The organism is Streptomyces sp. NPDC000410 (genome assembly GCF_040300305.1).
In the GTDB taxonomy this organism is placed as follows: domain Bacteria; phylum Actinomycetota; class Actinomycetes; order Streptomycetales; family Streptomycetaceae; genus Streptomyces.
The window spans coordinates 1-11,571 of sequence record NZ_JBEPDM010000091.1 but is presented as its reverse complement, the minus strand read 5'-3'; the positions used below and the strand labels follow the sequence as shown (position 1 = coordinate 11,571).

The window sequence follows — 11,571 nt, the reverse complement described above, 5'->3', positions numbered from 1 at the left end:
GAGCCGCTGAATCCCGAGGTGATCGAGAGCGTGCGGCGGGCGTGGGGGGTGACGATCCGCGACGGCTTCGGCCAGACCGAGACGGCCGTCCAGGTTTCCAACAGCCCCGGCCAGAGGCTGAAGACCGGCTCCATGGGCCGCCCCAGCCCCGGATACCGCGTCACCCTCCTCGACCCCGTCACCGGCCGGCCCGGCGCGACGGAGGGGGAGATCGCGCTCGACCTGGACACCCGGCCGGTCGGGCTGATGACCGGCTACCACGGCGACGCGGACCGTACCGGCGAGGCGATGGCCGACGGCTACTACCGCACGGGTGATGTGGGCGCGCTCGACGCGGACGGATACATCACCTACGTCGGGCGTGCGGATGACGTGTTCAAGGCGTCGGACTACAAGATCTCCCCGTTCGAGCTGGAGAGCGCGCTGCTGGAGCACGAGGCGGTGGCCGAGGCCGCTGTCGTCCCGGCCCCCGACCCGGTGAGGCTCGCGGTGCCGAAGGCGTACGTCGTCCTCGCCAAGGGCTGGACCCCCGGGCCCGACACCGCCAAGCAGCTGTTCGCGCACGCGCGCGGGGTGCTGGCGCCGTACAAGCGGGTCCGGCGGATCGAGTTCGCCGAAGAGCTGCCGAAGACGATCTCCGGCAAGATCCGACGCGTGGACCTGCGCGAACGGACCGCACAGGGCTCGACCGCCGAATACGACGAAGGGCACCACGCCTGACCCGAGGCCGGGGCGTAGCGGCGCGGGCCGCACGGCCCGCGGCCGGCTGAGGAAGCGACTTGACCCTCACGTTACGTGAGGGCTCAGGCTGCCGGTCATGAGCGATTACTACAACGCCTTCGAGATCAGTCCTGTCCCTGAGCCTGGGGTGGACGCGGTTCCGCCGGAACCGTTCCGGGGCATCTACGGGATGCCGATGTTCGTCACGATCCCGACACCGGACCTGGCCGCGTCGGCGGACTTCTGGATCAACGGACTCGGGTTCATCGATCTGTTCACCATTCCCGGCCAGCTCACCCACCTACGCCGGTGGGCATTCCAGGACGCGCTCCTGGTGCCCGCGACCAGCCAGGTGACTTCAACGCCGGCGGCGAGCGTGAGCTTCGCGTGCGTGCTCAGCGAGATCGACCGGATCATCGAGGCCTGCGAGGCGCAGCGGCCGGGTTGCACCGAAGGCCCCAGGCACACCCCGTGGAACACCGTTGACGTCGAGGTGGTCACACCGGAGAACGCACGGGTGATCTTCACCGCCGCCAAGCCCTTCGATCCCGCAAGCGAGGAGGCCCGCAATCTGGCAAAGATCGGCATCACCGCTCCGAAGTGATCTCCGAAGTGATCCCCGAAGTGAATCCCCGAAGTGAATCCCCGAAGTGATGGCGATCGCTGATGGGAGAATGTGAGGCATGAGCATGCCAGTCGACGCCGCCGAAACCTCCGGGATGACCGTCGGTCAGGCGGCGTCGCGGCTGGGTGTCACCGTGCGCACCCTGCACCACTGGGACGAGGTCGGCCTGGCCTCCCCCTCACTACGCACCCACAGCGGATACCGCCTCTACACCGCCACGGATATCGCGCGTCTCCAGCGCGCGGTCGTGTACCGCGAGGTCGGTGTCCCGCTCGACACCATTCGGGAACTGCTCCACGCCCAGACGGTGGACCCGACCGTGGCGCTGCGCACGCAGCGCCACCAGGTCCAGGAGCGCATCGCACGCCTCAACGAAATGATCGAGGGGCTGGACCGGATGATCCGGGCGCACGAGCAAGGCATCCTTCTGACAGTCGAAGAACAGGCCGCCATTTTCGGCCCCGACTGGGAACCCGAATCGGTCCTCCGCGCCCGCGAACGCTGGGGGGACACCCCGCAATGGGCCCAGTACGCCGAACGCGCCGCCGCCCGCGGACCCGACGAATGGAAAGCGATCGTCGAGGCGAACGCGACGCTCGAAAGCGACCTCGGTCGAGCGATGCAGGACGGCGTCGTCCCCGGCAGCGCCGAAGCCAACCGGCTCGCGGAGCGCCACCGGGAAGCATTCAACGCCTACTTCCACCTCACCCACGAGATGCAGGTCTGTCTCGGGCGCATGTACCAGGAAGACGCCGGGTTCACCGCCCACTACGACCGCGTGCGACCTGGCCTCGCCGCTTGGCTCGGCCGCGTCATCGACGCCAACGCCCAGGCCCACGGTATCGACCCCAGCACAGCCACCTGGCGCTGAACCGCCGCGTCGTCCCGCATCACCGTGAGCCGCCGTGTCGTCAGATGCTGTACGGCCACGCCCGGCGGTGGACCGCCGTCCCGCCGCCCCGGGTGGTGGCGCGGACCAGGGAGACCACCGGGATGGTCCGGTCCGTGCGGCCACGGAAGTTGGCGAAGTTGGCGTCCTGCTCGGTCTGCAGGGTCCACAGCCGCTCGTGCTCCTCCTCGGCGACCAGCTCGGGCCGTACCGCGTAGCGCTCGGCGCCCACCTCGACCTCACCCTCGCCGGCGGCCATGAGGTTGCCGTACCAGGCGGGTGCCTTGGGGGCGCCTCCGTTCGCGGCGAAGACGAGGAGGCGGCCGGCGTCGGCGAGGTACACGAGGGGGGTCGTGCGGGGAAGCCCGGAGCGTATGCCCTTCGTGGTCAGCAGGAGCAGGGGAATTCCGTCGAACATGTCGCCGACTTTTCCGCCGTTCGCGCGGAACTCCTCGATGACGCGGAGGTTGAACGGGTTCGTCATTTCTGTTCTCCCGGTTTCTGCTACTGGTTCTGCCAGGCCGTGCCCGGTCGGTAGACACGGGCCGTGGTCTCCTGCTCGTACGGCATGCCATCGGGCATGTTGATGAGTTCCATGCTCATGCCCCAAGGGGTCTTGAAATAGACCCAGCGGTCCCCGGTGATCGGGCCGTCCTCAATTGTTTCTGGCTCGCCGAGAATCGTCACGCCGGGCACCTGTCGCAGATATTCCGTGGCCTTGTCGACGTCTTCGACGTACAGCGCGAAATGGTGGCCTCCCCAGTCGCTGTTGCGGGGCAGTTCCTGGCGCTGCCCGGGTGCCGTGTACTCGAAGAGCTCCAGGTTGAGCGCCGGGCCGAGGCGGAGCATCGCGATGTTCGTCGAGGCCGCCGGGTCCACGTCGAGTTTGCGGGTCATCCAGTCGCCGGCGGGGTCGACCACCGGGCCGAGGCGGTAGGCGAGCTCGGCGCCGATGACGTCGGTGAAGAACGTCACGGCCTGGTCGAGGTCGGGAACCGTGTAGGCGATGTGGTGGACCGCTCGCGCCCCTGGAATTCCGCCCATGGTCATCTCCCCTGCAATTCTGGTGTCAAGTAGTCACGTCGCAGCGCATCTTCATGAGAGTCCTCCCGGTAAGTCAAGCTGCATTTACGGGACTTGACAGAGTCCGGGCCCGACTCGTGAGGACCTGACGAAGTTCCCCCGGCCGGAAGCGGGCCGAGCGGGCCCGCTGGTCTCATGAGGTCAGCGCAGAGACCTGGGATCGAGAAGTGGGATCGAGAAGGCCGGTTTCCGGTTTACCGGTGAAAGCGATGACGAGGATATTCATGAACAAGCTGAATCGCCGCAGACTCCTCACGGCAGGATCCGGTGTGGCCGTGGGAACGGCGATGGGCACCGCGGTGGGCATTTCCACCGCGCTGCCGGCGAGTGCCGAGGTGACCGAGGCCGAGGCCGCGGCGGGCCCGAGCGTCACCGTCACCCCGGCCGACCACCGCTACGCGGATATGCGGTCCGGAATGAACCAGCGGTGGGTGGCGTCCCCGGAGAAGATCGTGCTGCCGCGGACGACCGCCGACGTGGTGGCCGCGGTGCAGAGCGCGGTGACCGCGAACAAGCGCATCACCGTCTCCGGCGGCGGCCACTGCTTCGAGGACTTCGTCTACAACGCGGAGACCCAGGTCGTCCTCAACATGGGCCTGATGAACGCGGTGACGTTCGACAAGAACCGGCAGGCGTTCGCGGTCGAGGGCGGGGCCACCCTGCTCGACGTCTACGAGGCGCTGCACGGCGGCTGGGGCGTCACCCTGCCCGGCGGGATCTGCCATTCGGTCGGCATCGGCGGCCACGTCCTGGGCGGCGGCTTCGGCATGCTGTCGCGGCAGCACGGGCTGATCGTGGACCATCTGCACGCCGTCGAGGTCGTGGTGGTCGACGCGAACGGCCTCGCCCGCGCGGTGGTCGCCACCCGTGACGCGGCGGACCCGAACCACGACCTGTTCTGGGCGCACACCGGCGGCGGTGGCGGCAGCTTCGGCGTGGTCACCCGCTACTGGTTCCGTACGCCGGGCGCGACCGGCTCCGACCCCACCAAGCTGCTGCCGAAGGCGCCCGCCGAGATCTACATCAGCAGCCTGTTCTGGCCCTGGTCGAAGGTGACCAAGGACGGCTTCTCGCGGTTGGTCGCGTACTACGGGGAGTGGCTGGAGAAGAACAACACCGCGGGAACAACCGCTGGTTCGCTCTTCTCCTGGATGCTGCTCAACCACCAGATCGCCGGGAACCTCGGGCTCATCATCCAGATCGACGCCTCGCTGCCGAACGCGGCACAGGTCCTCTCCGACTATCTCGCCGGGCTCAACGCCGCGCTCGGTGTGCCCACCACCCCGGTCCGCCGGGACGGAGTCACCGACTCCGAGTACTCCACCACCCGCAAGCTGTCGTGGCTGCGCGGCACCAAGTACATCGGCTCCGTATCGCCCACCCAGCTCGACCCCACCATGCGCGGGGTGCACAAGTCGTCGCATCTGCTCAAGGCGACGCCGCAGAACCAGATCGATGCCATGTACAAGCACCTGGCCAGCACCGACAGGCCCAGCACCTTCGCGGGGATCGTCTACGCCTCGGCCGGCGGCAAGATCGCCTCGGTGTCGTCCACAGCGACCGCCGTGGCGCAGCGGGCCGCGATCATGAAGACCAACTTCGAGAGCGTCTGGTACGACGCCCGCGACGACGACGTGAACATGACGTGGGTGCGCAACGCCTTCGCCGACGTCTACGCCGACACGGGCGGCGTGCCCGTTCCGAACACCGTCACCGACGGCTGCTACATCAACTACCCCGACGGCGACCTCGGCGACCCGGCGTACAACACGTCGTCGGTCGCCTGGCACGACTTGTACTGGAAGGGCAACTACGCCCGCCTGCAGAAGGTCAAGCGCGCCTGGGACCCCCGGAACGTCTTCCGGCACCGGCAGTCGATCAGGCCGTAGCGAATCCCGCTCAAGACCCGCTCAAGTCCCCCCTCAAGACCGCCTCAAAGGCGAATCCCCTCACGAAGGAGACACCTCATCATGCGTACCACCACCCTGGGCAAGAACGGACCCCTCGTAGGCCGCGTCGGTCTCGGCACCATGGGCATGTCCTTCGGTTACGACCCGCACGGCTGGGACGACGACGCCTCCGTCAAGGTCATCCACCGCGCCCTCGACCTGGGCGTCAACCTGATCGACACCGCTGACGTCTACGGCCCGTTCACCAACGAGGAGCTCGTCGGCCGGGCCCTCAAGGGCCGCCGCGACCAGGCCGTGCTCTCCACCAAGGGCGGCCTCGTGGTCACCGACACCGGCCTCGGCCTCAACGGTCGCCCCGAGCACCTGAAGGCCGCCGTGGACGCCAGCCTGGCCCGCCTCGGCACCGACCACATCGACCTCTACTTCCTGCACCGCGTGGACCCCGAGGTCCCGGTGGAGGATAGCTGGGGGGCCCTGGCCGAGCTGGTGGCCGCCGGCAAGCTCCGCGCGCTCGGTCTGTCCGCCGTGTCGCTGGAGCAGATCAAGGCCGCCGAGCAGGTGCACGAAGTCGCCGCGGTCGAGTCCGAGGCCTCGCTGTTCACCCGGGACGCCCTCGTCGACGTACTCCCGTACACCGTCGACAACGGCATCGCCTTCCTGCCGTTCTCGCCGCTCGGGCGCGGTCTGCTGACCGGTGCGTTCAGCAAGCCGGCCGACCTGCCCAAGGACGACTGGCGCAGCAGCCAGCCGCGCTTCACCGAGGAGGCGTTCGCGCACAACAAGGCGATCGTCGACGTCGTACGCGCCGTCGCCGACCGGCACGGCGCCACGCCGGCCCAGGTCGCGCTGGCCTGGCTGATCGGCAAGGGCGAGTACGTCGTGCCGATCCCCGGCACCAAGACCGAGCGCTACCTGGAGCAGAACGCGGGCGGCGCCGGCCTCGACCTGACGGCCGCGGACGTCGCCGAACTCGACGCGCTGCCCGTGCCGATGGGCGCCCCGGAGGCGTGAGCCCCGCCTGATGAGCGCGGCGGAGGCGTAAGCCCGGCCGCCGTCCCGTCCCCGTATGACCTCGGCGGGTGATCCCCGCCGACGCGCGCCGCGTCCCCGCCGCCCGCCATCCCGGGCAGCGGGGACGCGGCCCCCTGCCCCCAGTAACCCGACCCGCCCCCCCCTGACACAGGGAGAACTCCGCGATGACCGAGATCACCACGGCCCAGCCGCGCAGCCTCAGCTCCGCGCTCGACATCCCCCGGCCGCCGGGGCTCAGCTGGTACGTCCAGGCCAGACAGCCCGTCGGCTACGAAGTGAGCCTCACCCGGGGCCTGCTGAACCCGGACAACCCCGCCCTCGCCCGCTCCGTCGGCGCGGACGGCTACACGACCGTACGCACCCTCGTGGTCGTCGACCGGGTCGTCGACGAGCTGTACGGCAAGGGGCTGCGCGCCTACTTCGACGCCTGGCGCGTCGACGCCCGCTGGAAGGTCATGCCGGGCGACGAGCACACCAAGAGCCTGGACCAGGCCGTCGAGGTCACCGAGGCGATGACCGGCATGGGCATCCTCCGGCGCACCGAGAAGGTCGTCGTGGTCGGCGGAGGCGTCCTCATGGACGTCGTCGGCCTGGCCGCCAGCCTGTACCGGCGCGGTGCCCCGTACGTCCGCGTGCCGACCACGCTGGTCGGCCAGGTGGACGCGGGCGTCGGCGTGAAGACCGGCGTCAACCACGGCACCCACAAGAACCGGCTCGGCACGTACTTCGCACCTGAAGTCACCCTGATCGACCCGGAGTTCCTGCGGACCGTCGACCCGCGCCACATCGCCAACGGTCTCGCCGAGATCATCAAGATGGCGCTGATCAAGGACGCCGCGCTCTTCCGGCTGCTGGAGGAGACCGTCGCGTCGATCACGTCCGACTCGTTCGCCGACTGCGGCGCCGCGATGAGCGAGGTCGTCTCGCGTGCCATCGCCGGAATGCTCGACGAGCTGGAGCCCAACCTGTGGGAGTGGGTGCTGGAGCGGTCCGTCGACTACGGCCACACCTTCAGCCCCTCGCTGGAACTGCGCGCCGACCCGCCGCTGCTGCACGGGGAGGCGGTCGCCGTCGACATGGCCGTGTGCGTCGCGCTCGCGGTGGGCCGCGGGCTGCTGTCGGTGGCCGACGCGCACCGCGCGCTCGGGCTGCTGGTGGCCGCCCAACTGCCGATCATCCACCCGGTGTTCACTCCGGAGCTGCTGGAGGTCGGCCTCGCCGACGCCGTCAAGCACCGCGACGGACAGCAGCGCCTGCCGCTGACCGACGGCATCGGCGGCTGCACCTTCGTCAACGACGTGACGGCGGACGAGCTGCGGCGCGCGCTGGAGTTCGTCAGGACCTACGCGGACGGCGGGTCGGGGTCGTGACGACCGTCGCCGCCACATCGGCGTCGCCGGAAAGCGCGGCCGCCGACGACCGTGAGGTCACCGTCCTCGACGTGGGCGGGACGCACCTGCGACGGGCCGTGTGGTCCGCGCGGGGCGGGCTGCGGGGGCTGGTGGACGAGCCGACGCCCAGCCATCTGCTGTGCCCCGACACCCCCGTCGCCGAGCTGCGCGAACGGCTGATCGCCGCGATCTGTGACGCGGTGCCCGCCGGGGCGACCGGGGCGACCGGGGCGACCAGGGAGACCGGCGCGCCCGGCGCGATCGCCGGAGTGTCGTTCGGCGCCGCGCTCGACCAGCGCAGCGGCATCGTCTACGGCTCCGCGCCGCTGTTCGGCGACGAGACCACCCTCCTCGACCTGCCGGGGCTGCTCCACGAGCGGCGGCCCGACGTCGAGTGGCACGTCGTCAACGACGTCACCGCCGCCCTGCTCCACTTCGCCTCCGCGCCGCGCCGCCAGGGGCACCGCAAGGTCATGCTGATGACCATCAGCTCCGGCATCGCCTGCCGGACCATCGACCGCAGGCGCGACGTGATCGCCACCGACGCGGCCGGACTCCAGGGCGAGGTCGGCCACCTTCCGGCGACCGCGGCCCTGGCCGGCGAACCGGTCGTCCTGCGCTGCGACTGCGGCGAGACGGGCCACGTCGCCGCGTACGCCTCGGGACCCGGCATCCGGCGGATGGCCGACGTGCTGCGCGAGCGGGTCGGCGGGCGCTGGGACGAGTCCCTCCTCGGCAAGGCGCTGGAGACGGGCGCGACCTTCGAGGCCGCGTTCGAAGTGGCGCTCGACGCGGCCGACCCACTCGCGGGCGAACTGCTCGACGCCGTCACCGCCCCGGTCGCCGACGTCCTGCGCACCGCGCTGTGCCTGGACCCGGAGATCGACGAACTCGCCCTGACCGGCGGGGCGGCCGTCTCCCTGGGCCGCCACTACCGGGCGTCGGTCCTCGGCCATCTGCGCCGGCAAGGGCTCTACCTCACCGCCGACCGGGCCCCCGAATGGATCGAGGAGCGCGTCGGGGTCTGCGGGCCCGGCGAGGCCAACGGGCTGATCGGCGCCGGGATCGCCGCGCTCGCGGCGGCGACCGGACGGCGGATGGAGGAGCTCACGCACCCCGACGCCGCCGCGGCCCGCGGCGGCCCGTCGCACCGGGCGATCGTCCGGGACGACCGCGGGCTGCGGCTGCGGCGGCGCCCCACCGTCGCCCCCGGCCCCGGCGAGCTGAGCATCGCCACACTGGTCGCCGGGGTCTGCGGTACGGATCTGCAGATGCTGCGCGGACTGCGCAGCGACGGGGCGCCCGTACTCGGCCACGAAGGCGTGGCCCGGGTGGTGGAAGCCGGACCCGGCGCGGACCTCGCCCCCGGCACCCTCGTGGTGGTCAACCCGACGCACCGCACCGACCCGTCGTTCCTGCTCGGCCACAACGTGGACGGACTGCTCCAGGAGCGCACCCTCGTACCGGCCACCGCCGTACGGGACGGGCTCGTCGTACCGCTGCCCGAGGCGCCGGAGCTCGCGCGTACACCGGAACTCGCCGCACTCATCGAACCGTTGGCGGTCGTCCGGTACGCGTCGCTCGCCCTGCGCGCGATACGGCCGAAGACGCTGCTGGTCTTCGGTGACGGCACCGTCGGCCATCTGGCCGTGCGCACCGCCCGGCACTGGCTCGGCGACGACGTACGTACCGTCCACGTCCACCACACCCAGCAGGGCGTGGAGTGGAGCGCCGCCGCGCCGCACGCGGCCGACGTACGGCGTCGGCACGGCACGTTCACCCCCGGTGAGCTCGCCGCGGCACTCGCCCCCGACGGGCCCGTCGCCGTGCTGCTCGCCACGCCGGGCGTCGCGATGCTCCCCTGCCTGGAGACCGCGCTCGCGGCCACCGAGGGGCGGGAGGTGCTCGTCGACCTCCTCGGCGGCGTACCGCGCGCCGCCTCGATCCCGGCACTGCCCGGCGTGAACCTCGGCGCGATCCGCGCCGCGAACTGCGCGGGGGTGCCCGAGCCGCCGGAGATCGCGTCGCTCACGACGGTGGACGGCAGGCCGGTACGGATCTTCGGACACCGGGGCGTCGCCAACTGCCATCTGCTCGACGCCGTGACCGAGCTGTGCCGTGAGCCGGGCCGCTACCGGGACCTCGTCACGCACGTGGTGGACCCGGAGGAGGCGGTACGGATCATGTCCCGGCTGAGCGTCAGCCGGCGCCGCACGATCGACGGGCGGCGGCTGATCAAGCTCGCGGTGCGGATGCCGGCCGGAGAGACGCGATGACCCCCGTCATCGGGCTCGCCGCCTGGCGGCTGCCCGTCCACGGCGTCGCCGCCCTCCAGCTGGCCCGGCGGGTCGGGGCCGACGGGGTGCAGTTCGACCTCGGCGGGCCCGGACGCGGGCCGTGGCTCGACGCGCCGGGAGGCATCGACACGCTGCGCGGGGCGGCCGGGGAGCTCGGCGTCGAGGTGCTCGGCGTCGCCGGCAACGTACTCAACGACATCGGGCTCACCGAGCCCGCGGCCGAGGCCGTCATCGAACGGCTCCTGGACGCCGCCGAGGCGCTGGGCGCCCCGCTCGCGTTCGTGCCGAGCTTTCGGCGCAGCGCCATCGACGGTCCGACGATGCTGGCCCGCACGGCCGCCGTGCTGCGGCGGGCCGCGGTGGAGGGGGAGGCCCGAGGAGTGATGCTCGCCAACGAGAACGTCCTCGGACCGGAGGACGCCGTGACGCTGGCCGATGAGGTCGGCTCCCCGCTCTTCCGGCTGCTGCTGGACACGTACAACCCGAGGGCCGCCGGCGTGGACGTCTCCCGGCTGATCGCCCACGCGGCGAAGCACTTCGCGGACCAGATCCACGTCAAGGACGGGGTCGCGGGCACCGACCGCACCCCGCTGCTCGGGGACGGTGACGGCGAGGTCGACGAGGCCCTCGCCGCCGTGTCCCGCCATCTGCCGGCGACCCGTGCGCTGGTGCTGGAGAACGACTACCGGGACGGCGACGAAGCCCGTCTCGCGGCGGACCTCGCGAGGGCGCGGGCGTACGCGGAAGGGCTGTGACGAGGATGACGAGCGTCGCGACGATCGAACTGACCGCACAGGCCCTGCTGTTCGACATGGACGGCACCCTGGTCGACTCCACCACCGCCGTCGAACGCACCTGGCGGCGCTTCGCCGACCGCCACGGCCTCGACGCCGAGGCCATCCTGGCCGGATCGCACGGTCAGCGGACCGCCGAGACGGTCGCCCGGCATGCTCCCCCCGGAGCGGACGTGGCGGCGGAGACCGCCTGGCTGGTCGCCCAGGACGTCGCGGACACCCGGGGCACGGTCGCCGTGCCCGGCGCCGCCGCTCTGCTGGCCGCGCTGCCGCCGCACCGGTGGGCGCTGGTCACCTCCGCCGGGCGGGAGCTGGCCGTACGCCGGATGGCCGCGGCCGGGCTGCCACTGCCCGAGGTCGTCATCAGTGCCGACGACGTCCGCCGCGGGAAGCCCGACCCGGAGGGGTACCTCGCGGCGGCCGCCAGGCTCGGCGTGGACCCGTCCGCCGCGGTCGTCTTCGAGGACGCCGAACTGGGCCTGGAGGCGGCCCACGCGGCGGGCGCGCCGGCGGTCGTGGTCGGCCCGCACGCCGGTCCCGCCACCGCCGGGCTGCCCCGTCTCGCGGACTTCCGCGCGGTGTCCGTGAAGGCCACGGACTCCGGCGTCCGGCTGGCCCTGCCGCCTGTCTGACCGGGTGGGGGCGAGGGCGGGTGCGGGGGCGCCTGCGGCGGGCCTTGTTCCCCTACCCGCCCTCCCCCAGAGCTTCGCCTGGGAGGTACCCCCATCCCGAACTGGGGGGCAAGCCCCCAGACCCCCGTACGGCCTTCGGCCGTGTCCTCAATCTCCCCCTACGCCCTGGCGGGCGTGGGGGGACCCCCAGACGGGCTG

11 protein-coding genes are annotated in these 11,571 nt (G+C 71.5%); 9 read left to right on the top strand and 2 right to left on the bottom strand.

The features are described from left to right. From ABT342_RS37165 to ABT342_RS37155, 3 genes are all read left to right on the top strand, one after another. Positions 1-720, top strand: a 720-nt coding sequence (locus tag ABT342_RS37165; protein WP_351583718.1) for an AMP-binding enzyme, incomplete at its 5' end; no start/stop codon positions are given. A gap of 97 nt (positions 721-817) precedes the next feature. Further along, the gene (locus tag ABT342_RS37160; RefSeq protein ID WP_351583715.1) at positions 818-1,324 is read left to right on the top strand and encodes a VOC family protein; all 507 of its coding nucleotides are present in this window, start codon (positions 818-820) and stop codon (positions 1,322-1,324) included. 85 nt (positions 1,325-1,409) lie between these two features. Next, positions 1,410-2,216 (top strand): MerR family transcriptional regulator, encoded by an 807-nt coding sequence (locus tag ABT342_RS37155; protein WP_351583712.1) that lies wholly within the window; start codon positions 1,410-1,412, stop codon positions 2,214-2,216. A gap of 40 nt (positions 2,217-2,256) precedes the next feature. On the opposite strand, the gene ABT342_RS37150 is transcribed toward ABT342_RS37155, so the two are convergent. Beyond that, on the bottom strand, positions 2,257-2,718 hold the full coding sequence (locus tag ABT342_RS37150; protein ID WP_351583709.1) for a nitroreductase/quinone reductase family protein: 462 nt from the start codon (positions 2,716-2,718) through the stop codon (positions 2,257-2,259). A gap of 20 nt (positions 2,719-2,738) precedes the next feature. Then, on the bottom strand, positions 2,739-3,278 hold the full coding sequence (locus tag ABT342_RS37145; protein ID WP_351583706.1) for a VOC family protein: 540 nt from the start codon (positions 3,276-3,278) through the stop codon (positions 2,739-2,741). A 263-nt stretch (positions 3,279-3,541) separates the two neighbouring features. Between ABT342_RS37145 and ABT342_RS37140 the strand changes: the two genes are divergently transcribed. The 6 genes from ABT342_RS37140 to ABT342_RS37115 all read left to right on the top strand — a co-directional run bounded on the left by ABT342_RS37140 (position 3,542) and on the right by ABT342_RS37115 (position 11,373). Then, positions 3,542-5,206 (top strand): FAD-binding oxidoreductase, encoded by a 1,665-nt coding sequence (locus ABT342_RS37140; RefSeq protein ID WP_351583703.1) that lies wholly within the window; start codon positions 3,542-3,544, stop codon positions 5,204-5,206. Between the two features lie 81 nt (positions 5,207-5,287). Continuing rightward, on the top strand, positions 5,288-6,238 hold the full coding sequence (locus ABT342_RS37135) for an aldo/keto reductase (protein WP_351583700.1): 951 nt from the start codon (positions 5,288-5,290) through the stop codon (positions 6,236-6,238). A 185-nt stretch (positions 6,239-6,423) separates the two neighbouring features. Continuing rightward, complete coding sequence (locus ABT342_RS37130; protein ID WP_351583698.1) at positions 6,424-7,629, top strand: sedoheptulose 7-phosphate cyclase; 1,206 nt, start codon at positions 6,424-6,426, stop codon at positions 7,627-7,629. Further along, complete coding sequence (locus ABT342_RS37125) at positions 7,626-9,926, top strand: ROK family protein (RefSeq protein WP_351583696.1); 2,301 nt, start codon at positions 7,626-7,628, stop codon at positions 9,924-9,926. Before ABT342_RS37130 ends, ABT342_RS37125 begins: the two co-directional genes overlap by 4 nt. Next, on the top strand, positions 9,923-10,702 hold the full coding sequence (locus tag ABT342_RS37120; RefSeq protein ID WP_351583693.1) for a sugar phosphate isomerase/epimerase family protein: 780 nt from the start codon (positions 9,923-9,925) through the stop codon (positions 10,700-10,702). Before ABT342_RS37125 ends, ABT342_RS37120 begins: the two co-directional genes overlap by 4 nt. Before the next feature lie 5 nt (positions 10,703-10,707). Beyond that, positions 10,708-11,373, top strand: a complete 666-nt coding sequence (locus tag ABT342_RS37115; RefSeq protein ID WP_351583690.1) for an HAD-IA family hydrolase — start codon at positions 10,708-10,710, stop codon at positions 11,371-11,373. The last annotated feature ends 198 nt before the right edge of the window (positions 11,374-11,571 follow it).